General features: G+C 65.2%; 19 protein-coding genes. 8 read left to right on the plus strand and 11 right to left on the minus strand.

Annotation, left to right across the window (positions count from 1 at the left end; translation table 11 throughout):
- The first annotated feature begins 167 nt into the window (after positions 1 to 167).
- Positions 168 to 701 carry an inorganic diphosphatase gene (gene ppa / locus QAZ47_RS05330; RefSeq protein WP_278205965.1) on the plus strand — a complete coding sequence of 178 codons (534 nt, stop codon included), beginning with the start codon at positions 168 to 170 and terminating at the stop codon, positions 699 to 701.
- 275 nt (positions 702 to 976) lie between these two features.
- On the opposite strand, the gene QAZ47_RS05335 is transcribed toward ppa, so the two are convergent.
- Positions 977 to 1,567, minus strand: coding sequence for a hypothetical protein (locus QAZ47_RS05335; RefSeq protein WP_278205966.1), 591 nt, complete (start codon positions 1,565 to 1,567; stop codon positions 977 to 979).
- A gap of 290 nt (positions 1,568 to 1,857) precedes the next feature.
- Positions 1,858 to 2,475 (minus strand): TetR/AcrR family transcriptional regulator, encoded by a 618-nt coding sequence (locus tag QAZ47_RS05340; protein ID WP_278205967.1) that lies wholly within the window; start codon positions 2,473 to 2,475, stop codon positions 1,858 to 1,860.
- A 78-nt stretch (positions 2,476 to 2,553) separates the two neighbouring features.
- On the opposite strand from QAZ47_RS05340, the gene QAZ47_RS05345 reads away from it, so the two are divergent.
- Positions 2,554 to 3,837 (plus strand): MFS transporter, encoded by a 1,284-nt coding sequence (locus QAZ47_RS05345; RefSeq protein ID WP_278232764.1) that lies wholly within the window; start codon positions 2,554 to 2,556, stop codon positions 3,835 to 3,837.
- 296 nt (positions 3,838 to 4,133) lie between these two features.
- Positions 4,134 to 5,708: an alkaline phosphatase gene (locus QAZ47_RS05350; RefSeq protein WP_278232765.1), complete on the plus strand. Its 1,575-nt coding sequence runs from the start codon at positions 4,134 to 4,136 to the stop codon at positions 5,706 to 5,708.
- A 211-nt stretch (positions 5,709 to 5,919) separates the two neighbouring features.
- Here the strand turns inward: QAZ47_RS05350 and QAZ47_RS05355 are convergent, their stop codons facing one another.
- Positions 5,920 to 6,189, minus strand: coding sequence for a hypothetical protein (locus QAZ47_RS05355; protein ID WP_278205970.1), 270 nt, complete (start codon positions 6,187 to 6,189; stop codon positions 5,920 to 5,922).
- A gap of 214 nt (positions 6,190 to 6,403) precedes the next feature.
- Between QAZ47_RS05355 and typA the strand changes: the two genes are divergently transcribed.
- The gene (gene typA / locus QAZ47_RS05360) at positions 6,404 to 8,233 is read left to right on the plus strand and encodes a translational GTPase TypA (protein ID WP_278075932.1); all 1,830 of its coding nucleotides are present in this window, start codon (positions 6,404 to 6,406) and stop codon (positions 8,231 to 8,233) included.
- A 55-nt stretch (positions 8,234 to 8,288) separates the two neighbouring features.
- Here the strand turns inward: typA and QAZ47_RS05365 are convergent, their stop codons facing one another.
- The 3 genes from QAZ47_RS05365 to QAZ47_RS05375 form a co-directional block, all read right to left on the minus strand.
- On the minus strand, positions 8,289 to 8,915 hold the full coding sequence (locus tag QAZ47_RS05365; protein ID WP_278232766.1) for a DUF1062 domain-containing protein: 627 nt from the start codon (positions 8,913 to 8,915) through the stop codon (positions 8,289 to 8,291).
- A 664-nt stretch (positions 8,916 to 9,579) separates the two neighbouring features.
- Positions 9,580 to 9,903: a hypothetical protein gene (locus QAZ47_RS05370; protein WP_278232767.1), complete on the minus strand. Its 324-nt coding sequence runs from the start codon at positions 9,901 to 9,903 to the stop codon at positions 9,580 to 9,582.
- Between the two features lie 170 nt (positions 9,904 to 10,073).
- Positions 10,074 to 10,637 (minus strand): peroxidase-related enzyme, encoded by a 564-nt coding sequence (locus QAZ47_RS05375; protein ID WP_278205974.1) that lies wholly within the window; start codon positions 10,635 to 10,637, stop codon positions 10,074 to 10,076.
- A 121-nt stretch (positions 10,638 to 10,758) separates the two neighbouring features.
- Between QAZ47_RS05375 and QAZ47_RS05380 the strand changes: the two genes are divergently transcribed.
- Entirely contained in the window at positions 10,759 to 15,531 is a 4,773-nt protein-coding gene (locus QAZ47_RS05380; protein ID WP_278232768.1) for an NAD-glutamate dehydrogenase, read from the plus strand.
- A gap of 274 nt (positions 15,532 to 15,805) precedes the next feature.
- Positions 15,806 to 17,182, plus strand: coding sequence for an MFS transporter (locus QAZ47_RS05385; protein WP_278232769.1), 1,377 nt, complete (start codon positions 15,806 to 15,808; stop codon positions 17,180 to 17,182).
- 175 nt (positions 17,183 to 17,357) lie between these two features.
- On the opposite strand, the gene purH is transcribed toward QAZ47_RS05385, so the two are convergent.
- From purH to htpX, 4 genes are all read right to left on the minus strand, one after another.
- On the minus strand, positions 17,358 to 18,974 hold the full coding sequence (purH, locus tag QAZ47_RS05390; RefSeq protein WP_278232770.1) for a bifunctional phosphoribosylaminoimidazolecarboxamide formyltransferase/IMP cyclohydrolase: 1,617 nt from the start codon (positions 18,972 to 18,974) through the stop codon (positions 17,358 to 17,360).
- A 97-nt stretch (positions 18,975 to 19,071) separates the two neighbouring features.
- On the minus strand, positions 19,072 to 20,796 hold the full coding sequence (locus QAZ47_RS05395; RefSeq protein WP_278232771.1) for a heparinase II/III family protein: 1,725 nt from the start codon (positions 20,794 to 20,796) through the stop codon (positions 19,072 to 19,074).
- Positions 20,797 to 20,943: 147 nt separating this feature from the next.
- Positions 20,944 to 22,329, minus strand: a complete 1,386-nt coding sequence (locus QAZ47_RS05400; RefSeq protein ID WP_278232772.1) for an RsmB/NOP family class I SAM-dependent RNA methyltransferase — start codon at positions 22,327 to 22,329, stop codon at positions 20,944 to 20,946.
- The gene (gene htpX / locus QAZ47_RS05405; RefSeq protein WP_278205981.1) at positions 22,320 to 23,354 is read right to left on the minus strand and encodes a zinc metalloprotease HtpX; all 1,035 of its coding nucleotides are present in this window, start codon (positions 23,352 to 23,354) and stop codon (positions 22,320 to 22,322) included. The genes QAZ47_RS05400 and htpX overlap by 10 nt, the downstream gene beginning before the upstream one ends.
- A 139-nt stretch (positions 23,355 to 23,493) precedes the next feature.
- Here htpX and QAZ47_RS05410 point away from each other — a divergent pair, with 139 nt between their 5' ends.
- A complete protein-coding gene (locus QAZ47_RS05410; RefSeq protein ID WP_278205982.1) occupies positions 23,494 to 23,715 on the plus strand; it encodes a DUF1674 domain-containing protein in 222 nt (73 codons plus the stop codon).
- A gap of 32 nt (positions 23,716 to 23,747) precedes the next feature.
- Here the strand turns inward: QAZ47_RS05410 and QAZ47_RS05415 are convergent, their stop codons facing one another.
- Entirely contained in the window at positions 23,748 to 24,413 is a 666-nt protein-coding gene (locus tag QAZ47_RS05415) for an HAD-IA family hydrolase (RefSeq protein ID WP_278232773.1), read from the minus strand.
- Between the two features lie 436 nt (positions 24,414 to 24,849).
- Between QAZ47_RS05415 and QAZ47_RS05420 the strand changes: the two genes are divergently transcribed.
- Positions 24,850 to 26,226, plus strand: coding sequence for a pilus assembly protein (locus QAZ47_RS05420; RefSeq protein WP_278205984.1), 1,377 nt, complete (start codon positions 24,850 to 24,852; stop codon positions 26,224 to 26,226).
- Positions 26,227 to 26,260: the final 34 nt, after the last annotated feature.

Raw genomic sequence — 26,260 nt, forward strand, 5'->3', positions numbered from 1 at the left:
TCTCTGTCGGATGCATGCCAAAGCCGCCGCGCGCCTCTGGGCGACATGCATCGGGTTACAATCCATTACAAAGTGTGCGCTTCCATCAGCGTTCAGCACCATTCGCCGCATTGCACCATGACGCGCGCCCCGCTATCGGTCTCACAAGATTTGAGAGGGATTGAGCCATGCGTATCGCAGCGATTGCCACCGGAAAGAACCCGCCCGAGGACGTCAACGTCATCATCGAGGTGCCGATCGGCGGCGAGCCGATCAAGTACGAGATGGACAAGGAGGCCGGCACGCTGTTCGTCGACCGCTTCCTGCACACCTCCATGCGCTATCCCGGCAATTACGGCTTCGTGCCGCACACGCTGTCGGGCGACGGCGACCCGATCGACGTCCTGGTCTGCAACACGCGCGCGCTGGTGCCGGGCTGCGTCATCAATGTGCGGCCGATCGGCGTGCTGATCATGGAGGACAATGCCGGCCAGGACGAGAAGGTGATCGCGGTGCCGTCGCCGAAGCTGACGCTGCGCTACGAGAACGTCACCGAATACACGCACCTGCCGGAAATCACCCGCCATCAGGTGCAGCACTTCTTCGAGCACTACAAGGATCTCGAACCCGGCAAATGGGTCAAGATCGAGGGCTGGCACGATTCCAAATACGCCAAGAAGATGATCGTCGACGCGATCGAACGGGCGAAAGCGGCGAAGTAGGGCGAGGCGGCAGCCAACGCCCGCGATGGGGCTTGGGCAAAGCCCCCAACGTCCCATGGCGAAGCAGGAGCGCAGCTCCGTCGCGAGGACCCTGGGATCCGTGCCGTTACCTCGATCGTAGAGTGCAGCGGTGTAGAATTCTGGACCGCCGCAACGCTTCAAAGTCACGGCATGGATTCCTTGGGTCTACGCCGCGTCGCTTCGCTCCTTGCTTCGCCCAAGGATGACGAATGCGCGAGCCTTCGCCGTCTCACACTTCATCGGGCGCAGTTCAGCTAATTGTCCACCCGGCCGAAGTCCGGCACCTTGCCGATCACCTCGCGCTTGTCCTTGCCGCAGGCAAAACCCTTCGCCTTCTCGTCGGCGAGCTTGCGCGCCTGGTCGTTGGCTTGAGGGTTGCCGGTGGCGAGCACCAGGCCGACGGTGCAGCCTTCATGCGCCTCCGGCTGTGCTACTTTCGCGACGACCAGCACCTCGGTCGGCTTGTTCTCGTTCTCGGGATTGCTGATCTCGCGACGGTGGATGACCGCGAAGGGCACGGCCTTGTCGCCATTGGTTTCGATCCGCCACTCGACCTTCGGGCCAGCGGTGTTGAGCCCGGAAAAACTCTCCCAGACGGCGGTCATGTCGTCGGAGGGAAAGCCGTAATAGACGGACTCGCGAGCGTCGTCGTAGCCGATCAGCACCGGATAGCCGCGATAGCCGGCGCAGGCGAGGCTCGCCCAGTCGCCGTCGCCTTCTTCCGACTGCGCATAGGTCACGCAGTCCTTCTTCCAGTCGAGACCGGTATAGGCGCTGGAGATGTCGCCGGCATGGGCCGCCTGGCAGAAGCCGGCGAGGGCAAGCGGGATGAGAAGCGCACGCATCGCTGACAACTCCGGGAAAGGGTGTTTGAGCGTAGCGTCAAAACTGGCGCAGGCCTAGGGCGCGGGGGTTGCCAAACGTCAGTTGTCGGCGTCTGCGCCGCCCCTCATCCGCCTGCCGGCACCTTCTCCCCGTATAGTGACGGGGAGAAGGGAGTTAGCGCGGCCAGCGGCACCCTTCTTGCAACGTTGGTGATTGGCGAAATTGGTTATGAGAGAATTCCTCTCCCCGTCACTATACGGGGAGAGGATGCCGGCAGGCAGGTGAGGGGCAGCGCCAGCGTTCGAAAACTTCATTTCTTCAAGCTGGCCTCGATCAGGAGATCGGCGTTGCGGGCGACCGATGCCGCCGGTCCGCCGAGGCCGAACAATTGGCCGCTGATATAGGCGCCCTCGATCAGAAGCAGCAGCCCGTCGCCGAGCGTGTCCGAGTCAGCAGCGCCCATCGTCGCGGCCATGGCGCGCAGGCGCCGGCGCAGTTCCTGCTTGTTGTTCTCGCTGACGACGCGCGCCGGATGACCATGCTCGGGATATTCGACCGCCGCATTGGTCATCCCGCAGCCGCGATAGTCGGGCTTTTGCGTGCGCTTGCCGACGCGGGTGAGGAAGGCGATGATCTGGGCGCGTGGATTGCCCGGATGCGCATCGACCGCTTCGTCGAAACGCTGCCAGAATTCGAGGTCGTATTGGCGCAGATAGGAAGCGGCAAGCTCGTCCTTGGACGGGAAGCTGCGGTAGAGGCTGGGCTTGGTGACGCCGGCGCGCCTGACGATCTCGTCGACGCCGATCGCCCGGATGCCTTCGCGGTAGAACAGGTCGCGCGCCACGTCGAGGATCTTGTCGGCGGCCTTCGGCGCCGGCGCTGCGGGCGCGTCGTTCATCGACGCTTCAATTTTATTGTCCGATGGCATTCAACAAACTCGCTTGACAATGTTACTGACCGGTACGTATGTATGGCGCCACCTAATTGCAACGTACCGGTCAGTAACATGATAGCCCAGTCCCGTCCGTTTGGCCAGCGCTACGCCTTCGTCGTCGTTGCGGTCATTTTTCTCTGCCTGCTGATCGCCGCCGGGCTGCGCTCCGCGCCCTCCGTCATGATGCTGCCGCTGGAGGCGAGCTTCGGCTGGCGTCGCGACGTGATCTCGATGGCTGCCGGCGTCGGCATCCTGCTCTACGGGCTGACCGGGCCGTTCGCCGCGGCGCTGACGGAGCGCATCGGGCTGCGCCGCACGCTGCTCGCCGCGCTGCTGATCATGTCGGGCTCGACCGCGCTCAGCCTGCTGATGACCGAGCCCTGGCATCTCTTCATCACCTGGGGCGTATTTTCCGGCATCGGCTCCGGCGCGGTGGCGAGCGTGCTCGGCGCCACGATCGTCAACCGCTGGTTCAAGACCAATCGCGGCCTGATGATGGGCCTGATGTCGGCGTCCAGCGCCACCGGCATGCTGGTGTTCCTGCCGCTGATCGCCTCGCTGGCCCAGGCCGGCGGCTGGAAGCCGGTGGCGATTGCCGTTGCCATTGCAACTGCTGCCCTGGTGCCGATCGTGTTCCTGCTGATCCCGGAGCGCCCGGCCTCGATCGGCGAGGTCCGCTACGGCGCCGACGCGGACGACGTGCCGCCGGTGTCGCCGGCCTCGCAGGGCAATTTCCTGACACACACGCTCTCCACGCTGCGCCGTGCCGCGAGTACGAGAGTGTTCTGGTATCTGTTCGCCACCTTCTTCGTCTGCGGCTTCACCACCAATGGTCTGGTCGGCACGCATCTCATCGCCTTCTGCGGCGACATGGGCATCGGCGAGGTGCAGGCAGCCGGGCTGCTGTCGATGATGGGCATATTCGACCTGATCGGCACGACGCTGTCCGGCTGGCTCACAGACCGCTTCGATCCGCGCAAGCTGCTCGGCGTCTACTACGCCGTACGCGGCCTGTCGCTGATCTACCTGCCTTATTCCGGCTTTTCGGCGGTCAGCCTGATCGTCTTCGCCGTGCTCTACGGGCTCGACTGGATCGCCACCGTGCCGCCGACGCTGAGGCTCGCCAACGAAGCCTTCGGCGACCGCAGCGGACCGATCGTCTTCGGCTGGATCGTCGCCGGTCACCAGGTGGGCGCGGCGGCAGCGGCTGCCTTCGGCGGCACCATGCGCGAACTGCAGGGCAATTACGAGCTCGCCTTCATGATCGCCGGCATGACGGGCATCGCCGCGGCGTGCATCTCGCTGCTGATCAATACGAGCAAGCCGGCTTTCGAGCCGGAGCCACAGGCGGCTTGAGGTGCTTCTTTTCCTTCTCCCCTTGTGGGAGAAGGTGGCCGAGCGAAGCTCGGCCGGATGAGGGGTGTTGGAAGGATCGCTGCGCCGCAGAACTGAGCGCTTGAAACACTTGTTTTTCTGCGCCTCGTTCCTTCGCGCACCCCTCACCCGTCTCGGCGCTGTCGCGCCGATTCACCTTCTCCCACAAGGGGAGAAGGAAGATGTCGACTGTTATCAAAACTTCATGGTTTCGATATGCGCCTGAAACATTGAGGCGAGAGCTTGGCGGTCCCGTTCAACGCCGTCCGGAGACAGCCATGAACAAGCTCTCGTTGACCCGCCGCGCTTTCGTCACCTCAGCCAGCGCCTTTGGCCTCGTCGGCGCCTCCGGCCTCGCGCTGCCTTACTATTCCCGCGCCAATCAGCGGCCGGCTTTCACTCATGGCGTCCAGTCCGGCGATGTCGACGCCACCTCCGGCATGGTCTGGACCCGCACCGACCGCCCGGCGCGCGTGATGTATGAAGTGTCGACGACGGAGAGCTTCGCCGACGCAGTCAGGCTCGCGCCGCTCGATACCTCGCCCGCCAGCGACTACACGGTGAAGCGGCTGCTCACCGACCTCGCCGCCGACCAGGACATCTTCTACCGCATGACTGCGGCCGACCTTTCCGACGTCAACGCCGTCTCCGAGCCGATCGTCGGCCGCTTCCGCACCGCGCCGGCCTCGAAGCGCGACGTGCGCTTCGCCTGGTCGGGCGACACCGCCGGCCAGGGCTGGGGCATCGACGAGACCGGCATGAAGACCTATTCGACCATCGCCAAGCACACGCCGGACTTCTTCCTACATTCGGGCGACACGATCTATGCCGACGGCGCCATGAAGGACGAGGTCGACCTGCCCGGCGGCGGCAAGTGGAAGAACGTCGTCATGATCGACGGCAAGCGCAAGGTCGCCGAGACGCTCGACGAATACCGCGACCAGTGGAAATACAACATGGTGGACAAGCACGTGCTTGGCCTCTCCGCCATCTGCCCGACCTTCTATCAGTGGGACGACCACGAGGTGCTGAACAACTGGTCGGATTCGAAGAACCTGACCGCTGACGACCGCTACAAGGAAAAGTCGATCCACGTGCTGGCCGCACGTGCCGCGCGCGCCTTCCACGAGATGACGACGATCCGCTACGAGCCGTCGGAGCCCGGCCGCGTCTACCGCAAGATCGCTTACGGCCCGCTGCTCGATGTCTTCTTCCTCGACATGCGTTCCTATCGCGGCCCGAACGGCCCGGACCTGGAGGAGACGCTGACGCCGAAGTCGCGCATGCTCGGCGAGCAGCAGACCAAATGGCTGAAGCGCGAGCTGGCGAACTCCAAGGCGACTTGGAAGATCATCGCCGCCGACATGCCGCTCAGCCTCGTCGTCTGGGACGACGCGGCAAAGAAGGTCGGCTTCGAAGCCGTCAGCAATCACGACAATGGCGCCCCGAAGGGCCGCGAGCTCGAATTCGCCGATCTGCTGCGCTACATCAAGAATGCCGGCATCACCAACACGGTGTGGCTCACCGCCGACGTCCATTACACGGCGGCGCACTACTACAACCCGGACAAGGCGCAGTTCCAGGATTTCAGCCCGTTCTGGGAGTTCGTCTCCGGCCCGATCCACGCCGGCACCTTCGGTCCCAACGAGCTCGACATGACCTTCGGTCCGGAGCTGAAGTTCATCAAGGCGCCGACCGCCGAGCAGGGCCAGAACCTGCCGCCTTCGGCCGGGCTGCAGTTCTTCGGGCTGGTCGATATTTCCGGCGCCACAGAGCAGCTCACCGTGCGGCTGATGGATCGCGACGACAACGAACTCTACAAGGTCACGCTCGATCCGGTACGCTCGGCTTAGGCTGCGTTGATATTCAGGTGATGCCGGCCTGCGAACGATGGTTTCCTGCGCTTCCGGTGCTCACGTACTTAAAGTACGCTCCGCTCCGGTTCTCGGAAGCCACCGTTCTCGGCTCGGCCTGACCTGAATCTCAACGCACCCTAAGCTCAACAGCCGCGTGACGCGAAAGCGTTGCGGCGACCCCGGAACTTCGGAAAGGCGATGAAGGGCGTCAATCCGGATAGCAGGTCGCGGGAACGTTCGGCCATACCGCCGCGTCGCAGTTCGCTGCCTTCTGCCGCTGCTTGAAGGCGGCGCTGACCGGGCCGGTGACGATCGGGTCGACGCCGTCGGGGGCGTCGGCGAACATCTGCTCGGCCGTCCGCGTGTCGGACGAGCGCGCCGGGTTGGCTTGCTTGAGGGCTGCCGCCGACTGCGCGGCGCCGGCCGCAACCAGCACGCCGAGCGCCGCCCAAGCGAAAACCGGACGCAATCTGGACATCTGATCGGTCATGAACATCGAACTGCCCGGCCCCTCAAAGGTTCCGCCTTGGTTAACAGAATCATTTCACACCAAGACGTTTAAGAATCAGTGACCATGTATTTGGGGCGGGGCCTCCCCTTTCGCAATTGCGAAAAACCTTGTATGAGCCGCGCAACCGAAAAAGGCGGCGCTTCTTAAGCCTGCTGCCTGCAACGCTCCCGAGACCAGACAAATGAACCTCCGCAATATCGCGATCATCGCGCATGTCGACCATGGGAAAACCACCCTCGTCGACCAGCTCCTGAAACAGTCCGGCGCCTTCCGCGACAACCAGCGCGTCGCCGAGCGCGCCATGGATTCCAACGACCTCGAAAAGGAACGCGGCATCACCATCCTTGCCAAGGCGACCTCGGTCGACTGGAAGGGCACCCGCATCAACATCGTCGACACGCCCGGACACGCCGATTTCGGCGGCGAGGTCGAGCGCATCCTGTCGATGGTGGATTCGGCGATCGTGCTGGTCGATGCCGCCGAAGGCCCGATGCCGCAGACCAAATTCGTCGTCGGCAAGGCGCTCAAGGTGGGCCTGCGCCCGATCGTCGTCATCAACAAGATCGACCGCCCGGACGCCCGCCACATCGAGGTGGTCAACGAGGTGTTCGACCTCTTCGCCGCGCTCGACGCCACCGACGAGCAGCTCGATTTCCCAATCCTCTACGGTTCCGGCCGCGACGGCTGGGTTTCTGAAAACCCGGAAGGTCCGAAGGATCAGGGTCTGGCGCCGCTCTTCGACCTCGTCGTCAAGCACGTGCCGGCGCCGACGGTGCATCCCGGCCCGTTCCGCATGATCGGCACCATTCTGGAAGCCAACCCGTTCCTCGGCCGCATCATCACCGGTCGCATCGAATCCGGCTCGCTGAAGCCCAACCAGGCGGTCAAGGTGCTGCACCATGACGGCACGCAGATCGAGACCGGACGTATTTCGAAGATCCTTGCCTTCCGCGGCCTCGAGCGCCAGCCGATCGAGGAAGCGCAGGCGGGCGACATCGTGGCGATCGCCGGCCTGTCGAAGGGCACCGTCGCCGACACTTTCTGCGACCCGAGCGTGACCGAGCCGCTGCACGCGCAGCCGATCGATCCGCCGACAGTGACCATGTCCTTCCTCGTCAACGACAGCCCGCTTGCCGGCACCGAAGGCGACAAGGTGACCAGCCGCGTCATCCGCGACCGGCTGCTGCGCGAGGCCGAAGGCAATGTCGCGCTCAAGATCGAGGAATCGGCGGAGAAGGATTCCTTCTTCGTTTCCGGCCGCGGCGAATTGCAGCTTGCGGTGCTGATCGAGACGATGCGCCGCGAAGGCTTCGAGATCGCCGTGTCGCGGCCGCGCGTCGTCATGCAGAAGGGTGACGACGGCCAGCTGCTCGAGCCGGTCGAGGAAGTCGTCATCGACGTCGACGAGGAGCATGCCGGCGTCGTCGTGCAAAAAATGTCGGAGCGCAAGGCAGAGATGGTCGAGCTCCGTCCGTCCGGCGGCAACCGTCAGCGCCTGGTCTTCCATGCGCCCACCCGCGGCCTGATCGGCTACCAGTCGGAGCTGTTGACCGACACGCGCGGCACCGCCGTGATGAACCGGCTGTTCTACGCCTACGAGCCCTATAAGGGCGAATTGCCCGGCCGCACCAACGGCGTGCTGATCTCCAACGAGCAGGGCGAATCGGTCGCGTATGCGATGTGGAACCTGGAGGACCGCGGCCCGATGATCATCGATCCGGGCGTCAAAGTCTATCAGGGCATGATCATCGGCATCCATAGCCGCGACAATGACCTGGAAGTGAACGTGCTGAAGGGCAAGAAGCTCACCAACATCCGCGCCGCCGGCAAGGACGAGGCGGTGAAGCTGACGCCGCCGGTCCGCATGACGCTGGAGCGGGCGCTGGCCTGGATCCAGGACGACGAGCTGGTCGAGGTGACACCGAAGACCATCCGCCTGCGCAAGCTCTATCTCGACCCGAACGAGCGCAAGCGCTTCGAGAAGGCGACCAAGGTGATGGGCGCGGCGTAAGCCTTTTTCGCAGGCAGTCATTGGGGAGGGAGCAGTTGCTCCCTCCCTTTTCGATTCATCCGCATGCAGCCGACAGGATGGCGTCGCGATCGGCTTCGCCGGCAAGGTCTATGCGGATAGCGGTGCCGTCGCGCGCCGGCCTGCGCAGGGCTTTGGCGCCATCCGGCTCGACGGAGAGCTTCTGCCGCTCTTCCCAGGCTTGCAGCCTCGATCGCGACATGCCGAGCTCGCCGGCAAGCAGCCGGTCGAGCCGCAGGGGCGTCACGGCTTCGAGCCGCAGCTCGAGCCAAAGCGCGACGGCGCAGTCTGGCCCGCCGTGCAGCAGCTCTTTTCGGACCGTGACGTCTGGAAATTCCTCGATCCGTCCGATCCGGCTCCGTAACGCCATGGCATCGAACGCATGACGCCGCACGAGCGATGGATCGTTTTTTTCGAGCGCCGCAAGCAGCGCCGGTTCGATGTCGCGACGATTGCAGCGCTCAAAAATGGTGCGGTTCCAGGAATTGTCGCAGTCCGCGCAGCGGTAGATCAGCCAGGCATCGATGCGCTTGCCGTTGGCGTTGACGCGGAATTTGCCGCTGCACTGGTAGGGTTTTACCTTGCGGCAGCGGTTGCAATTGATGAGAGGTCGAGGCGCGATTTTCGGCGCGATCGCCCAGCGGATACGCAACAGTCCAGACATGCCGGCAGGCCCTTCCCGTCGGGAAGTCCGTCAGGCCGGCGATGTCCGAGATGCCCTCTCTGCTCGAGCATGATCTTCTGCGGGATCATGCCCAATGCGGGCACGGCGTGGCAAAGGCTGCGATGTTGGAAATCAGGCGTCGGCGCGGATGCGCGACGGGCTCAGCAATGCCAAACCGGTCTCGAAACCGCCGCCTGAAGAACACGTGAAACGAATGCAGGGGCCGCCAAAGCTGCGCCTGCGGGTGCTTTCGGGGAGTTGACGAGACCGGCGGTTACTGAGGCAAAGTCTGGCTCGAAATCGGTAAAGGGTCGGCTCTTCTAGCCGTGCGGCGGCGGGGGAGCAAGGGTTCTTCTTCGGCCGACGGAACGGTGGCGCGGCTCAACTTGGAACGTCGGCGCTGCCCCTCATCCGCCTGCCGGCACCTTCTCCCCGTATAGTGACGGGGAGAAGGGGAGACCGCGACCTTGGCGCCTTCTCCTGCAACGCTGACGATTGGCGAAAACATGGATGAGAGCGTCCCTCTCCCCGTCACTATACGGGGAGAGGATGCCGGCAGGCAGGTGAGGGGCGGCGCCGGCGCTAGCCCGATGACAATCGTCGATCGCGCCTGCGTCATGACAATGGCAGGTACTATCGCAACGATCGCAGCATGCCGCTTGTATCACATCATCTCGATGATCGGCGCGATCTCGACGCTGAAGGCCGGGTCCAACAGGATCGGGCAATCCTTGGCCTTGGCGACGGCATCGTCGATGTCCTTCGCCTCGACGATCGTGTAGCCGGCGGTTGGATTGCTGCCGCCATTGTTCTCGACTGTGCCGCCGGGCAGCACCGTTCTCGACATGCCGACCGGATTGCCGCCGTCGACGACGGCGGTGCCCAGCTTGTCATACCAGCCGGTCCAGGCGTCCATCGCCGCTTTTCGTTCCGCCTCGTCGGTCGGCATCTTGCCGGAGCCGTGATAGACGTAGAGATATTTCGCCATGTTCTTCCTCCCTTGTCGGCGGCGTCGAACCGGCATGCGGCTACGCCGCTTGCAATCGTCGATATGCGGCTGTGCCGCAATCGGATATGCGGCCACGCCGCAATCCTTGATCATCGGACCAAACGGCGGGGCGGGCAATGAAAAATTCGAACCCGCTAATGTAAAGGGCGTCACCGCGCCATGGCGTGGTATTCGGGGTTCGGCCGCATGTCGACGGCGGCCGCCACGCGGTTCGACATGTTGAAGAAGGCGGCGGTCGATGCGATGTCCCAGATGTCGCGGTCGGTGAAACCGGCTTCACGCAAGGCGGCGCGGTCGGCCTCGACGATCTTGGCCGGCTCTTCCGTCAGCTTGACCGCGAATTCCAGCATCGCGCGCTGGCGAGGGGGAAGCTCTGCGGCGCGGAAATTCATCACCATCATCTCGCCCAGCGCGGGCTCGCCCGACAGCTGGCGCACCGCCGCGCCATGCGCGGTCAGGCAGTAGAAGCAATGGTTGATCGAGGACACGACCACCGCGATCATCTCGCGCTCCAGCTTCGACAGGCCGGACTCGCCCAGCATCAAATCGTTGTACATGTCGGTGAAGGCGCGCAGCTTCTTCTCGTCGAAGGCGTAGGCCAGAAGCACGTTGGGAACGAGGCCGAGCTTCTCCTCGCATTTGGCGAAATAGGCTTTCGTCGCCTCGCTGAGCTCCGCCTGGACCAGGTCGAGCGCCGTAATTCTGTCGGTCATGGTCGTTCTCCTTGCAGGGCGATGGCGTCGGTTCGAATTTTTTAAAGCGTCGTCAAACCTTTGTCGCCAAACAGCGCTCATCTGCTACCATAGTCGCAAAAGCATGCCACGGGAGGGCGTCATGGCCAGCGTAAAATCCAAGCCGAAAAAGAAAGCTGCGGCCACCGCGAAGATGGAAGACAAGCCGGCAAGGCTTGCCGACTACCTGCTTGCCCGCGCACCGGCGGAGGATGTCGCGGCCTATGACGTGGCCGACCTGGAACGCGCGGGCGAACTCGCTGCCCGAGCGGTCGCCGGCCACAAGAAGGGCGAGAGCGTCGTCGCGGTCGAGGCCGATTCGGGCGTTGCCTGCGGCGGCAGGCCGATCACGGTTATCACCGTCGTCAACGACAACATGCCGTTCCTGTTCGATTCCGTCCTCGGCGAGATCGCCGAGTCCTCCGGCGAACCGACCCTGGTCACCCATCCCATCGTCACAGTCCGGCACGACAAGGCGGGCGTCGCGCAGGTCCTGGGCGACGCCGGCAAGGAAGATGACGACCGGCTGAGCGTCGTCCACGTCCATATCCCGCGGCTGACCGCGGAACAGGCGGCCGCTCTCACCGAGCGTCTGCGCAAGATACTCAATCAGGTCCGCGCCGCCGTCACCGACTGGAAGCGGATGCTCGCCCGCCTCGACCAGGCCATTTCCGAATTCCGTTATTCGGCCGTGCCGCTCGACAAGAAGAGCGTCGCCGAGGCGATCGCCTTTCTCGAATGGCTGCGTGACGACAATTTCACCTTTCTCGGCATGCGCGAATTCAAATATGTCGGCGGCGAGGAAAGCGGCACGCTGGAGCGCGCCGACAAGCCCGGCCTCGGCATCCTGACCGATCCCGACGTGCTGGTGCTGAGGCGAGGTACCGAGGCGGTGACGACGACGCCGGAAATCCGCGCCTTCCTGCACGGCCCTGAGCCGCTGATCGTCACCAAGGCGAATGCCAAGTCCTCCGTGCATCGCCGCATCTACCTCGATTACATCGGCGTCAAGACCTATACGGCCAAGGGGGCGCTTGCCGGCGAGCTGCGCATCGTCGGCATGTTCACCTCGACCGCGTACACGCGCTCGGTGATGAAAATCCCCTATCTGCGCTCGAAGGCCGAAACGATCATCGCCAAATCCGGCTTCAATCCGAACGACCATTCCGGCAAGGCGCTGATCAACGTGCTGGAGAGCTATCCGCGCGATGAGTTCTTCCAGGTGCCGGTGCCGATCCTCAGAAAGCATGCCAACGCCATTCTCGGGCTGATCGAGCGGCCGCGGATCAGGGCGCTGGTGCGCGTCGACCAGTTCGATCGTTTCGTTTCGATCCTCGTCTTCGTGCCGCGCGACCGCTATGATAGCGTCGTGCGCGAGAAGATCGGCACTTACCTCAAGACAGTGTTCGAGGGCCGGCTCTCCGCCTATTATCCAGCCTTCCCGGAAGGCGGGCTGGCGCGCGTTCACTTCATCATCGGCCGCTCCGGCGGCAAGACGCCGAAGATCGAGCAGGCGACCATCGAGGCGGCGATCCGCGATATCGTGCGCACCTGGGAGGACGCGCTTTCCGAAGCCGCGGAAGCGGCCGGCAGCGACCCGACACTGAAGAGCATCGCCGCTCGCTTCCCGGAAAGCTATCGCGACTCGTTCTCGGCAGCGGTGGCGCTGGCCGATGCCGGTCGTATCGCCAGGATCGGCCCCGACAATCCGATCGCCATCGACTATTACCGCCATGCCGACCAGAAGCCGCATCAGGCGGCGCTGAAAATCCATCACTATGGCAGCCCTGTCGCGCTGTCGCGTCGCGTTCCGGTGCTGGAAAACATCGGCTTCCGCGTCATCAGCGAGCGCACCTTCGAGGTCGCCGACACGGGCTCCGGCAAGGTCTTCATCCACGACATGGAGCTGGAGAACAGTTACGGCGCGCGAATAGATCTTGCCGATGGCGGCGCGCTGTTCGAGGACGCCTTCCTGTCGGTGTGGCGTGGCGATGTCGACAATGACGGCTATAACGGCCTGGCCCAGACCGCGGGTCTGTGGTCGGGCGAGATCACCATCCTGCGCGCCTATGGCCGCTACTTGCAGCAGGCCGGCATTCCGCAGAGCCAGGATTTCATCGCCGCCGCGCTCAACCGCTATCCCGACATCGCACGCGGCCTGCATCAATTGTTCGTCGCCCGCCTCGGACCGACCGCCGAAACCGAGGGCGTGGTCGCCGCCAAGCACCTCAAGGCCAAGATCAAGGACGCGCTGGAAGAGGTGCCCAACATCGATGACGACACCATCATCCGCCGCTACCTCAACCTCATCGAGGCCTCGCTGCGCACCAATCATTTCGTAGCCGATACGAAGGAGAAGGGGCAGTCGCTGGCGATCAAGCTGGACTCGCAGGCGGTCGACGGCCTGCCGGCGCCGCGACCGTGGCGCGAGATCTTCGTCTACGGCTCGGAGGTCGAGGGCGTGCATCTGCGCTTCGGCCCTGTGGCGCGCGGCGGCCTGCGCTGGTCCGACCGCGCCCAGGACTACCGCACCGAGGTGCTGGGGCTGGTCAAGGCGCAGCAGGTGAAGAACGCGGTCATCGTGCCGGTCGGCGCCAAGGGCGGCTTCTATCCGAAGAAGCTGCCGATGAGCGCCGGCCGCGACGCGATCTTCGAGGCCGGCACCTCGGCCTACAAGAATTTCATCTCCAGCCTGCTTTCGATCACCGACAATATCGGTATAGGCGGCGTCATCCCGCCGGCCGGCGTGGTGCGGCGCGATCCTGACGATCCGTATTTCGTCGTCGCCGCCGACAAGGGCACGGCGACGTTCTCCGACACCGCCAACGCCATTTCCGAGAAGCACGATTTCTGGCTCGACGACGCCTTCGCCAGCGGCGGCTCGGCCGGCTATGACCACAAGAAGATGGGCATCACCGCCAAGGGCGCCTGGGAGGCGGTGAAGCGGCATTTCCGCGAGATGAACCGCGACATCCAGACCACGCCCTTCACCGTCGTCGGCGTCGGCGACATGTCGGGCGACGTGTTCGGCAACGGCATGCTCCTGTCACCGGCCACCAAGTTGATCGCCGCCTTCGACCATCGCGACATCTTCATCGATCCCGATCCCGACATGGCGGCCTCGATGGCCGAGCGGCAGCGCATGTTCGCGCTGCCGCGTTCGTCCTGGCAGGACTACGACAAGTCGAAACTGTCGGAAGGCGGCGTCATCGTCTCGCGCAGCCAGAAGTCGATCACCCTGCCGCAGGCGGCCGCCACGGCGATCGGGCTGGGGAAGACCACGGCCACGCCGGTCGAGATCATGAACGCCATCCTCAAAGCCCCTGTCGACCTTCTGTGGTTCGGCGGCATCGGCACCTATGTGAGGGCATCCGGCGAGACCAATGCCGATGTCGGCGACCGCGCCAACGACGCTATCCGCGTCACCGCGCTCGACGTCCGCGCCAAGGTCATCGGCGAGGGCGCCAATCTCGGCGTCACGCAACGGGCGCGCATCGAATTCGGCATGAGCGGCGGCCGCTGCAACTCCGACGCCATCGACAATTCGGGCGGCGTCAACTGCTCCGACGTCGAGGTCAACATCAAGATCGCGCTGGCGTCGGCCATGCGCAAGGGTTCGCTGGGCCGTCCGGCGCGCAACAAGCTGCTCGCCGAGATGACAGACGAGGTCGGCGCGCTGGTGCTGTCCAACAACTATCAGCAGACGCTGGCGCTCTCGCTGGCGCGCAAGCGCGGGCTGGCCGACATCGCGCATCAGGCGCGCTTCATGACGGCACTGGAAGCGCGGGGCCTGCTCGACCGCGCCGTCGAGACGCTGCCCTCGCCGGCCGCCCTTGCCGAGCGCGAGGTACGCGGCGAACCGCTGACCAGGGCCGAGCTCGGCGTGCTGCTCGCCTATGCCAAGATAGTGCTCTTCTCCGACATCGTCGCCAGCGACGTACCGGACGATCCGCATTTCGACCGCGACCTGATGGGCTATTTCCCGGAGCGCATGGCAAAGAAATTCGCCGGCGAGATCCGCGACCACCGGCTGCGGCGCGAGATCATCGCGCGCGTCGTCGCCAACGACCTCGTCAACCGAGGTGGGCCGTCCTTCGTCAACCGGCTGCAGGAGGCGACGGGCCGCACCGCAGCCGCTGTCGTGCGCACCTTCGCGGTGGTGCGCGACGGCTTTTCGCTGCCTTCGCTCTACAAGGAGATCGACGGGCTCGACAACCAGATCGACGGCCAGACCCAGCTCGATCTCTATCAGTCGGTCAGCCGGCTCATTTTTGTGACCAGCGGCTGGTACCTGAAGCACGATGTGGGTTCCGCGCCGCTCAGCCAGCGCATCGCCGAACTGCAGGAGGCACGCAAGGCGCTGGAGCCGAAGCTGGTGTCGCTGTTGCCCGCCTTCTCGCGCGAGCGGATCGAGGAGCGGCGTCACGGCCTGTTCAAGGACGGCGCTCCGGAGAAACTGGCCGAGAAGCTGGCGCTCGCCGAGGTGGGCGAGCTGATCCCGGACATCGCGCTCACCGCGCGCACGGGCAACGCCGACATCGTCAGCGCTGCCAAGGCCTTCTTCGCCGTAAGCGACGCCTTCCGCATCCCGCGCGTCGAGGAGGCCGCGCGCTCGATCGTGCCGCCGGACTACTACGATCAGCTGGCGCTGTCGCGCGCGACCGATACGATCGGCATGGCCAGGCGCGGCATCGCGGTGGCAGCGCTCACCAGCCACGGCAAGGCACCGGATCCGGTGGCGGCCTGGCTGGAAGCCGGCGGCGAGCGCGTGGCGCGCATCCGCGAGCGGCTGCAGGCGCTGACCGAAGGCGGCGACATCACCGTGTCGCGGCTGTCGGTGGCCTCGGGCCTGATGAGCGACCTGACTGGGATGTAGGCTTCGTTGGCAAAAGCCGGCGCCGCCCCTCATCCGCCTGCCGCCACCTTCTCCCCGTATAGGACGGGGAGAAGGGAGCATGCCGCCACGCCGCGCCCTTTCTGCGACGTCTGCGATTGGCGAAATCATCGATGAGAGCGTCTTTCTCCCCGTCACTATACGGGGAAAAATGCCCGGCAGGGCAATGAGGGGTGGCACTGAGTTGTTCGTTTGCAAGGAAACGGGAAACGTGCAGACATGGCGCGCGGGCGGAGCGGATGATGCCGGAGGGGACATGGCCGAAGTAGCAGTGCAGCGGGCGACGGGGCGCGGCATCTGGGGCTGGATGTTCTTCGACTGGGCGGCGCAGCCGTTCTTCACCGTCGTCACCACCTTCATCTTCGGGCCTTATTTCGTCTCGCGCATGGCGAGCGACCCGACCACCGGGCAGGCGGGCTGGGGCTACGGCATCGCCGCCGCTGGACTGGTCATCGCCGTGCTTTCGCCCGTGCTCGGCTCGATCGCCGACCAGACCGGGCCGCGCAAGCCATGGATCGCCTTCTTCGCGGCGATCAAGATCACCAGCCTCACGCTTTTGTGGTTCGCGGCGCCCGGCTCCAGCCTGTTCCTGATCGTGCTGCTCTTCTCGCTCGCCTCGGTGGCGGCGGAATTCTCGACCGTCTTCAACGATTCGATGATGCCTCGCCTGGTGCCGAAGGCAGAGATCGGCAAGATCTCCAACATCGCCTGGGGGCTCGGCTATCTCGGCGGCATGGTGGCGCTGATCTTCGTCGTGCTGTTCCTGGCCGGCAATCTGGAAACCGGCAAGACGATCATCGGCCTCGATCCGCTGTTCGGGCTCGATCCGAAGCTGGGAGAAGACGCGCGCTTCACCGGACCGATGTCGGCCGGCTGGTATTTCCTGTTCATCCTGCCGATGTTCTTCTTCACGCCGGACGCCACCAAAGGACTTTCGATCGGCCCCGCGGTGCGCGAGGGCCTGTCGGAATTGAAGTCCACGCTTTTCGAAGTGCGCAAGCGCGCCGGCATTTTCCGCTTCCTCGTCGCGCGCATGATCTATCAGGACGGCGTCAACGCGCTGCTGGCGCTCGGCGGCACCTTTGCTGCCGGCATGTTCAACTGGTCGATCACCGAGATCGGCATGTTCGGCATCATCCTCAACATCGTCGCCATCTTCGGCTGCTGGATCGCCGCGCGCCTCGACACCGCGCTCGGCTCCAAGGCGGTGGTGATCATCGCGCTGGTCCTGCTTCTGCTCGCGACGGTCGGCGTCGTCTCGACCGGGCCGGGTTTCACGCTGCTCGGCCTGATACAATTGCCCGCCACCGATTCCGGCGGCCTGTTCGGCACCGCGGCCGAGAAGGCCTACATCCTCTATGGGCTGCTGATCGGCCTCGCCTTCGGGCCGGTTCAGGCTTCGTCGCGCTCCTACATGGCGCGCAGTGTCACGGCGGCCGAGTCCGGCCGCTATTTCGGCATCTACGCACTTGCCGGGCGGGCAACCAGCTTCCTGGCGCCGTTCCTGGTCTCGACGATCACGCTCGCCAGCGGCTCGGCGCGGCTCGGCATGGCGGTGATCGCGCTGTTCCTCGGCCTCGGCATGGCGATCCTGGTCAGGACGCCGTACCCGGCGGACAAGCCGGTGGAGTAGCGCCTTTCCCTTCTCCCCTTGTGGGAGAAGGTGGATCGGCGCGCAGCGCCGAGACGGATGAGGGGTGTTCCAGCTTGGCAATGTGCATGAAATTGCCGCCGCCTCACTCCGTCCAACACCCCTCATCCGGCCGCTTCGCGGCCACCTTCTCCCACAAGGGGAGAAGGAGAAGTGCTCAATGCCTGAAATGCCTGACTCCGGTGAACACCATGGCGATGCCGTGCTCGTCGGCGGCGGCGATCACGTCGTCGTCGCGCATCGAGCCGCCGGGCTGGATCACGGCCGTGGCGCCGGCCTCGATCGCCGACAGCAGGCCGTCGGCGAAGGGGAAGAAGGCATCGGAAGCCACCACCGAGCCCTTGGTCAGCGGCTCGGCCATGCCAGCCGCCTGCGCCGCGTCGAGCGCCTTGCGGGCAGCGATGCGCGAGGAATCGACGCGGCTCATCTGGCCGGCGCCGATGCCGACGGTGGCGCCGTCCTTCGCATAGACGATGGCGTTCGACTTGACGTGCTTGGCGACGCGGAATGCGAATTTGAGGTCGGCCAGCTCGGCCGGCGTCGGGGCGCGTTTCGTCACCACCTTCAGCTCGAGGTCGTCGACCACCGCATTGTCGCGGCTCTGCACCAGGAGACCGCCGGCGACGGATTTCACCGTGGTGCCGACGGCACGTGGATCGGGGAGCCCACCGGTGACCAGAAGGCGCAAATTCTTCTTCGCCGCGACGATTGCGGCCGCCTCGTCGGTCGCGTTGGGGGCGATGATCACCTCGGTGAAGGTTTTGACAATCTCCTCGGCCGCCTCGGCGTCGAGGATGCGGTTCATGGCGACGATGCCGCCGAAGGCCGAGACCGGGTCGCAGGCCAGTGCCTTAGCGTAGGCAGCCTTCAGGGTTTCACCTTCGGCGACGCCGCAGGGATTGGCATGCTTGATGATGGCGATCGCCGCCGAGCGGACCGGATCGAATTCGCCGACCAGCTCGAAGGCGGCGTCGGTGTCGTTGATGTTGTTGTAAGAGAGCTGCTTGCCCTGCAACTGCCTGGCCGTCGCCACGCCCGGCCGCTTGTCGCCCGAGAGGTAGAAGCCGGCGCTCTGATGCGGGTTCTCGCCATAGCGCATCACCTGGTCGAGACGGCCGCCGAAGGCGCGCCAGGTCGGATGCTCGATCTCGAGCGCTTCGGCGAACCAGCCGGAGATCGCCGCGTCATAGGTCGCGGTGCGGGCAAACGCCTTGGCCGCCAGCTTCTTGCGGAAATCGAGCGACAGCGAGCCGAGGTTCATCTCCAGCGCGTTGAGCACCGCCGCGTAGTCCTCCGGGTCGGTGACGATGGCGACATAGGCATGGTTCTTGGCCGAGGCGCGGATCATCGCCGGGCCGCCGATGTCGATGTTCTCGACGATCGAGGCGTAGCCGGCGCCGGAACGGCGGACTTCCTCGAACGGGTAGAGGTTGGAGACGACGAGGTCGATCGGCTGGATGTGGTGATCGTGCATTGCCTTCGCGTGCTCGGGATCGTCGCGGACACCGAGCAGCGCGCCATGCACCGACGGATGCAAAGTCTTGACGCGACCATCCATGATCTCGGGAAAGCCGGTCAGCTCCGAAACGTCGCGGACTGCAAGGCCGGCCCCTGCGATCTCCTTCGCCGTGCCGCCGGTGGAGACTAGCTCGACGCCGGCTGCGGCCAACGCCTTGGCAAAGTCGACCAGACCCGTCTTGTCGAAGACGGAAAGCAGCGCGCGGCGAACCGGGACGAGGTCGGGTGCCGGAATGTTCTTGGCGGGGACGGCCATGGGCTTGCGGCCTTTCGAGGCTGGTTGGAGAGCGTTCGCGGGCCGTAGCATATGAGGCCCGGAAATCAAGCTTGCAGCCTGATTTGTCCGGAGACGCTCAGTTGTTCTCGGGATAGCCGGCGATGACGGTGCGCGTCAGCTGCCAGTGCACTTCGGCGATCTCCGAGGCCTTGAAGGCAAGCACGATCTGGCGGGTACGGCGCGGTCCGCCAAGTCCGGCGAAATAGATCGATTCCTCGATCTCGGGCACCACTTCCGCGCAGGTGAAGACCCAGGTGTCGCCCTGGGAGGCCGCCAGGGTCAGGCGGTCCTGCTCGTCCTGCAGCAGGTTGATGTCGGGATGGATGTGGAAGCGCACGGTCACGAAGTCGCGGCCATTGTTGCGGATCGCCGAGCCGCCTGGGCGCAGGAAGCGGTCACGGCCGGTGAGCACATTGCCGTTCTCCGCCAGCTTCAGCTCACGCTCGTGCAGGAAGCCGAAGCGCGCGGCATAGCCGTCGTGGCGGGCGACGAAGCCGTGCACGCCCTTCTGGTCGATGCGCTTGCAGGGCACGTGCTGCGGGCCGCCGATCAGCGGCGAGCCGAGCAGGTCGCTGACGCGCAGCGAATGGCTGAAGCGCGCCGAGGACGTATCGTTGACGGTGGCGGTCGAATGCGCGGCGGTGGCGCGGGCGAGCGGCCGGAATTCGGCGGCGCCGTAAGTGTCGATGCCGGCGTTGACGATGAAGTGCTGGCGTCCGGAAGAAAGCTCGAAGGCGAGGCAGCCGGCATGGGCGGCGTTGGAGACGTCGATCGGCGGCGGCAGGCCGGTATCGGCGATCACCGTCACGCCGCCCATCGACAGGCGCTCGTAGCCGGAATGCGGCGCGTGCAGCAGCGGCGCGCCGACCGTGTCGTCGTGGCGCAGGATGGTGGCGATGCGGTCGTGGATCGTGGCGCCCATGCCGTTGAAGCGAGCGAGGCTGCCGTCCTGGTGGCGGAAGAAGCGCAGCGCCGGCAGCATGCGGTCGATGGCGTTGATCAAGGCGGATGGCGGCGCCTCGGCCTGGTTGGCATAGGTCTGGCGCAGCGGCAAAAGGTCGGCGAGCAATTCCAACACCGTCATCGGATTGCGCGAGATATGGCCGCCGTCAGGCAGGATCTGACGGTCGAGCTCCTCGGCGAGATTGCGCGTGGCGCTGCGCAGCGCCGATGCCGGCGCGGGCAGCGACAGGGCGGCGAAGGCAAGCGCGATGCGGGCGCGCAGCCTGTCCTTGCCGTCCGGCATCTCGCGCGCCATCGATCGCAGATAGCGGATCTGCATGGCGAGCGACTTGAGGAAGGCGCGGTAAAAAGGGAATTCGGCCCCCTGCAGCACGACCGAGGAATGCTGCAGCCAGGCGATCACCCGCTTGGCCGTCGTGCCCGGCTCCCAGGCGACGCCGGATATCTGGTTGCCGTGCAGGGCGATCCAGTCCGAAACAAGGGCGCGAGCGTTGGCGGCGGCGAGCTCGGTACCGGCGACGCGCATGTGGCGCAGCCAGCGGAAGCCGTGCAGCGACTTTTGCCAGCCGCGGTTGGGCACGTTGATCTGGAAGGGCGATTTGCCGCCGCTCTCGACCATGTGGCCGGACAGCGGATAGCGGCCATAGTAGATTTCGAGCGCGATCTGCGGATCGGCGAGCCTCAGATCCGGCGGCGCGATGAGGACGCGCTCGGGCGTGCGGCCGGAATAGCGCCAGCGATAGATGGGACCGGCGCGCAGGCGCCGGCGCGTCTTGCGCCAGAACTCCCTCGCGACAAGCGTCCACAGACGCGTCGTGCTGCCGGCAGCAAGTGCCAAAACCCCTCCTGATTGTCCGCTACCCCAAGCACAAGCTTATATGATTCAAGAACTTATGCGAAGGCGGATTTCACCGGAGTGAAGCACTTCACGCGATGTCGCCAGGGTCGTCGCTAAAAAAGTCGGCAAGTTTTATATAATAACGTCCTAAATCGTCCGTCTCATCCGGGCGGCAAAGAAGCCGTCCAGGCCGGAAACGCCCGGTGAATTCAGCACCAGGTCGGCCGGCGTCGTGCGCAGCGTGCCGTCGGGCGTCAGGAACGGGTCGAGGCCGGCGAATTCGCCCGGTTGGATCGGATCGGCGGCCACGCCGGAAGTCTCGGCAAGGAAGGCGCGGTACAGCTCCTCACCCTCGATCGGGTCGAGCGAGCAGTTGGAAAAGACGATCCGTCCGCCGGGTTTGACGAAACTGACGGCGTGAGCGAGGAGCTTCTTTTGGAGCGCGGCGAGTTTCTCGACATCGGCCATGGTCTTCGTCCACGGCACGTCGGGGTGACGGCGCACGGTTCCCGTCGACGAGCAGGGGGCGTCGAGCAGCACGGCGTCGAACAGCTCCGCCGGCCGGTAGTCGAGCAGATCGGTCTGCAGCAGCTCCGCCGACAGGCCGAGGCGCTCGAGATTCTGCTTGAGCCGCGCCAGCCGGTTCCTCGAGGTGTCGACGGCGGTGACGCTCGCGCCGGCAAGGATGAGCTGCGCCGTCTTGCCGCCGGGCGCGGCGCAAAGATCGGCAACGCGCTGCCCTTCGATGTCGCCGAACAGGCGCGCGGGCAGGGCTGCCGCCGCATCCTGCACCCACCAGGCGCCCTCGGCGAAGCCGGGCAGTTCGGTCACGCCGGCCTGCAGCTTATCGACCCGCACCGTGCCGATCGGCAGCACGATACCGCCCAGCTTCTCTGCCCAGGCCGCCGGGTCTGACTTGACCGTGAAGTCGACCGGCGCCTCATGGCGATGCGCGGTAAGGACGGCACGCGCCTTGTCGGCGCCGTAGGCGGAGGTCAGCCGGTCCGCGAACCACTGCGGCGCCTCGCTCGTCGCGGCAAGCGCCGTCGCAAGCTCGGCATCCTTGGCGCGCGCAAGCGATCGCAGCACGCCGTTGACGAGGCCGGAGAAACGCAGCGTGCGCGGATCGGACTTGGCATGTGTCACGGCAAGGTCGACGGCGGCGCTGTCGGGAATGTCGAGGAACAGGATCTGCGCGGCGGCGACGTGCAGGATGTGCGAGAGCGCGGTTGCGTTGGCAGGCAGCGGCCTCTCCAGACGCTTGGCCAGCAGCCCGGCAATGGTCATGCGGTGGCGCAGCGCCGTGACCAGGATGGCGCGCACCAATGCGCGGTCGCGTTGGTCGAGCGCCCTGTATTGCGGGTGTCCGTGCTCGTTGTCGGTCAGGCCGTCGAGCGGCGTACGGGCATCGATGACGGCGGCAAGCAGGCGCGCGGCGGCCTTGCGCGCGGCAAGGCCGGTAATCGCCTCGCCCGCATTGCCGTCACGTCTGCCCGGGATTTGCGGTCGGCGTTTTGCTCCGCTCACGACCACGGACCTTTGGGTCCGGCGCCGCGGGGGCCGGTCGGGTTGCGGCCCCACGGATTGGGCTTCGGCCGCTCCGGCTCAGCCGGCGGCGCGGACTCAGCCGGCCGCCTGCCCCATGGGCCTGTCCGCGGCTCGTCTGGCTGGGGTGGCGCCGGCGCCTCGCGCCGGGCGGCCCGCGCGCCGCCGTCCATCTCACTGGCCATCTGCTGCAGGGCGGCGATGCGGTTCTCGGTGTTCGGATGGGTCGAAAACAGATTGTCCATGCGCTCGCCGTGAAGCGGATTGATGATGAAGAGATGCGCCATGGCCGGATTGCGCTCGGCGTCCGGGTTGGGAATGCGCTCGGCGCCGCGCGCGATCTTGTCGAGCGCGGAGGCTAGCCACAGCGGGTGGCCGCAGATCTCGGCGCCGCGTCGGTCGGCCTCGTATTCGCGGGTGCGGCTCACCGCCATCTGCACGATCATGGCGGCAAAGGGTGCCACGAGCATCGCCACCAGCACCCCGACGAAGCCGAACGGGTTGTTGTTGTCGCGGCTGCCGCCGAAGAAGAAGGCGAAATTGCCGAGCATCGAAATCGCGCCGGCGAGCGTCGCGACGATCGTCATGGTCAATGTGTCGCGGTGCTGCACATGGGCAAGCTCATGCGCCATCACCGCCGCGACCTCTTCGTGGCTGAGGCGCTCCAGCAGGCCGGTCGACGCGGCCACCGCGGCGTTCTGAGGGTTACGGCCGGTGGCGAAAGCGTTGGGCTGCGGGCTGTCGATCAGATAAGTCTTCGGCATCGGCAGGCCGGCCTGCTTGGCCAGCGCCTGGACGATCGCATAATATTCGGGGGCGTTCTTCTCGTCGACCTCGACGGCGCGGTTCATCGACAGCACCATCTTGTCGGCATTCCAATAGCTGAACAGGTTCATGCCGGCGGCGATCAAGAGCGCGATCATCATGCCGCCCGTGCCGCCGATCAGAAAGCCGACGCCCATGAACAGCGCGGTCATCGCGGCAAGAAGCATGGCGGTGCGAAGCGTGTTCATCGTCTCTTCCGTCTGGCGTGGTGGCGAACAGGGGTCGATCCTGCGGTTGTCATGGCTATATGATGGGAAAGGCCGGCCCCCGTTTCAATCGACCCTCCGCTTTAATCGGCTCCCTGTTTTAATTGGCAAGGCATATCGCATGACCGAACGCCCCAGCAAAACCGAAACCGCTCCCGAAGGCGACAAGCCGCAAAGGACGCTGACGCCGGCGGCCGAGCGCGCGCTGGCAGAGGCCGAGGCCAGGCGACAGGCATACCGCGAGGCGGAAGCCCAACTGCCGAAGGAAATCGGCGGCCGCGGCGGCAAGGAACCCGGGCGCTACGGCGACTGGGAAGTGAAAGGCCTGACCAGCGATTTTTAGGCGGATATGCCTGATCTGAATCTCAGCGCATCCTAAGCCGCGTCGCGCTGCGGCTCGACGACCATCCAGCCGCTGTCGTCCACGGCAACGCCGAGCGCGTCGTAGGTGGCGATGCTGGCGTGCTGCGTCTGCATCGCATGGACGTGCGTGGCGCTGATCACCATCACCGAGGCGCCGGCAGCTTCGCCGGCCGCGATGCCGGCCGGCGCATCCTCGAAGACCAGGCAATCGCGCGCCTCGACGCCGAGACGTTCTGCCGCCAGCAGGAAGCAGTCAGGCGCCGGCTTGCCGCGGGTGACGTCCTCGGCCGACACCATCATGGCCGGAACCGGAATGCCGGCCGCCGCCATGCGCAGCAGCGCCAGCTCGCGCGGCGCCGAAGTGACGATCGCCCAGCGCTCGGGCGGCAGCGAATTGAGAAAGGCGACGGAGCCGGGAATCGGGACGATGCCTTCGAGATCGTCCGCCTCGGCCTTGAGCAGAGCATCGGCTTCCGCCACGGCATCTATGCCTGGAAGCTCCAGCGCAGCGATCGTCTCAATCGCGCGCTTGCCATGGATCGTCGGCAGGAAGCTGGCGACGTCAAGGCCATGGCGATTTGCCCACTCAGTCCACACACGTTCCGCCGCCGCGATCGAGTTGAGCACCGTGCCGTCCATGTCGAAAAGGAAGGCGGCGAACTTTCTGCCTGCGAACATCGGATTTCCTGGAGATTCGTTTTCGGGGAGGGCGAAACGCGGTCACAGTCTAGACCGACCAACGCCGCGTGGGAAGCCGCGGGGCCGCGCCTCGTCATCGCATCGGCGGCAGGACAGGCGCGCAATTCGGCAGACCGGACGGCTGTCTCACCATGGCTTCAACACCACTGCTGGCCCACTTCGGGACACATCCTGCTGTGCCGAAGCGGGAAGGGCCGCAATCGCTCAGCAGAACATGGTAAGCGCTTCCTGAACGGCATTCACGCCACCGCATCGTCGTTTACCCGCCATTCACCTTGCCGTCTGCGAAAAGCAAGCAAAAACAATAAGTTAACTGATCGGCGGGCGCTTTTCGAGGCCCGGCGTCCTTACCTGGCCGAAATCCTGCAGCGCCTGCGTCGAGCGGCTCGACGCCGCAGTCAGCGGGGGCGGAAGGATGCGGCAGTTCAAAGGTCTCGTTCACGGGGGTCTCGTTCGTGGGGTGGACGGCTTTGCCCGGGATCGCGGAGGCAATTTCGCGGTTCTGTTCGGGATTGCCGCATCGGTCCTGGCGCTGGGGGTGGGATTCGCGGTCAATATCTCGCAGCTCTACAACGCGAAATCGAGCTTGCAGGGCGTCGTCGACGCCGCCGTCACCTCGACGGCACGCGATCTCACCCTCGGCGTCATCAAGGAAGCCGATGCCAACCGATCGGTGCAGGCATTTCTCGACGCCAACAGCACCGCCGGTGTGCTGCAGGCCAACCAGATCGTGCTCGACAAGCTAACCGTCGACAGAACGGCGAAAACCGTGCAGGCGGATGTGCATGCCGATATCGGCCTCTATTTTCCGATCTTCAGCGTGGGCGACATGCAGCGCGTGACCACGTCGACCACCGCGCTCTATTCGGACAAGAAGGTCGAGGTGGCGATGATGCTCGACATCACCGGCTCGATGGCGGGGCAGAAGATCAAGGATTTGAAGACGGCAGCCGGCAATGCGGTCGACTCGTTCCTCACCGGCCAGGACTCGGCCAATCCTCGTGTGCGGGTGGCGATCGTTCCCTACGCCAACTCTGTCAATGTCGGTCCACTTGCCGCAAGCACCGTCTTCGTCGAAACCAAGCTAAGCGAGCGCAAGCAGGCGCCGGGCAATGGCGACCCGCAAATGGTGTCGGCGCCGGCGCGGCCCGATACCTGCGCGACCGAGCGCAAGGGCACCTATCAATATTCGGACGCCGGGCCGGACGTCGGCATGGTCAACCGCGACTATTTCCTGTCCCCGTTCGCCCAACAGACCGGCACGTCCGCTTGTCCGGCCGCGGCGGTGAAGCCGCTGACAGCGGACGCCACGGCACTGAAGAATGTCATCAAGGGCTTCGTCGCCTCCGGCGGCACCGCCGGCCATATCGGCGTGCAGTGGGCCTGGTACATGCTGTCCGAGAACTGGGGCGGCGTGATGAAGGTTTCGGAGCGGCCGGCCAAGATGGATCCGAAGAAGGTCGCCAAATACGCGATCCTGATGACCGACGGCGAGTTCAACCTTTCCTATTTTGATGCCACCAGCGTGGGCCAGGTTTATAACGCCGCCGGCAAGGAGCAGACACGCACCGCCGCGACGACGCTGTGCTCCGCGATGCGCGACCAGGGTATCGAAATCTTCACGATCGGCTTCGACCTCACCGAAAAGAACGCCAAGTCGACGTTGCAGGCTTGCGCCAGCCCGGACACGGCGAGCATCACGCATTTCTATCAGGCCGCCAACGGCACGGAGCTCGACCAGGCTTTCCAGTCGATCGTGCGCAACATCGACAACCTCACAGTGACCAAGTAGCGGCGCCGGTTCCGCGGCACATTTCCTGGATTGC

It is taken from the genome of Mesorhizobium sp. WSM4904, from assembly GCF_029674545.1.
GTDB lineage: Bacteria > Pseudomonadota > Alphaproteobacteria > Rhizobiales > Rhizobiaceae > Mesorhizobium.

Excerpts from the sequence above, each read along its gene's own strand:
- QAZ47_RS05415 (WP_278232773.1), bottom strand. The coding sequence starts at position 24,413 with ATGTTCGCAGGCAGAAAGTTCGCCGCCTTCCTTTTCGACATGGACGGC.
- QAZ47_RS05340 (WP_278205967.1), bottom strand. The coding sequence starts at position 2,475 with ATGCCATCGGACAATAAAATTGAAGCGTCGATGAACGACGCGCCCGCA.
- htpX (WP_278205981.1), bottom strand. The coding sequence starts at position 23,354 with ATGAACACGCTTCGCACCGCCATGCTTCTTGCCGCGATGACCGCGCTG.
- QAZ47_RS05350 (WP_278232765.1), top strand. The coding sequence starts at position 4,134 with ATGAACAAGCTCTCGTTGACCCGCCGCGCTTTCGTCACCTCAGCCAGC.
- QAZ47_RS05370 (WP_278232767.1), bottom strand. The coding sequence starts at position 9,903 with ATGGCGAAATATCTCTACGTCTATCACGGCTCCGGCAAGATGCCGACC.
- QAZ47_RS05385 (WP_278232769.1), top strand. The coding sequence starts at position 15,806 with ATGGCCGAAGTAGCAGTGCAGCGGGCGACGGGGCGCGGCATCTGGGGC.
- QAZ47_RS05375 (WP_278205974.1), bottom strand. The coding sequence starts at position 10,637 with ATGACCGACAGAATTACGGCGCTCGACCTGGTCCAGGCGGAGCTCAGC.
- QAZ47_RS05410 (WP_278205982.1), top strand. The coding sequence starts at position 23,494 with ATGACCGAACGCCCCAGCAAAACCGAAACCGCTCCCGAAGGCGACAAG.
- QAZ47_RS05355 (WP_278205970.1), bottom strand. The coding sequence starts at position 6,189 with ATGTCCAGATTGCGTCCGGTTTTCGCTTGGGCGGCGCTCGGCGTGCTG.
- QAZ47_RS05335 (WP_278205966.1), bottom strand. The coding sequence starts at position 1,567 with ATGCGTGCGCTTCTCATCCCGCTTGCCCTCGCCGGCTTCTGCCAGGCG.
- typA (WP_278075932.1), top strand. The coding sequence starts at position 6,404 with ATGAACCTCCGCAATATCGCGATCATCGCGCATGTCGACCATGGGAAA.
- QAZ47_RS05380 (WP_278232768.1), top strand. The coding sequence starts at position 10,759 with ATGGCCAGCGTAAAATCCAAGCCGAAAAAGAAAGCTGCGGCCACCGCG.
- ppa (WP_278205965.1), top strand. The coding sequence starts at position 168 with ATGCGTATCGCAGCGATTGCCACCGGAAAGAACCCGCCCGAGGACGTC.
- QAZ47_RS05420 (WP_278205984.1), top strand. The coding sequence starts at position 24,850 with ATGCGGCAGTTCAAAGGTCTCGTTCACGGGGGTCTCGTTCGTGGGGTG.
- purH (WP_278232770.1), bottom strand. The coding sequence starts at position 18,974 with ATGGCCGTCCCCGCCAAGAACATTCCGGCACCCGACCTCGTCCCGGTT.
- QAZ47_RS05365 (WP_278232766.1), bottom strand. The coding sequence starts at position 8,915 with ATGTCTGGACTGTTGCGTATCCGCTGGGCGATCGCGCCGAAAATCGCG.
- QAZ47_RS05345 (WP_278232764.1), top strand. The coding sequence starts at position 2,554 with ATGATAGCCCAGTCCCGTCCGTTTGGCCAGCGCTACGCCTTCGTCGTC.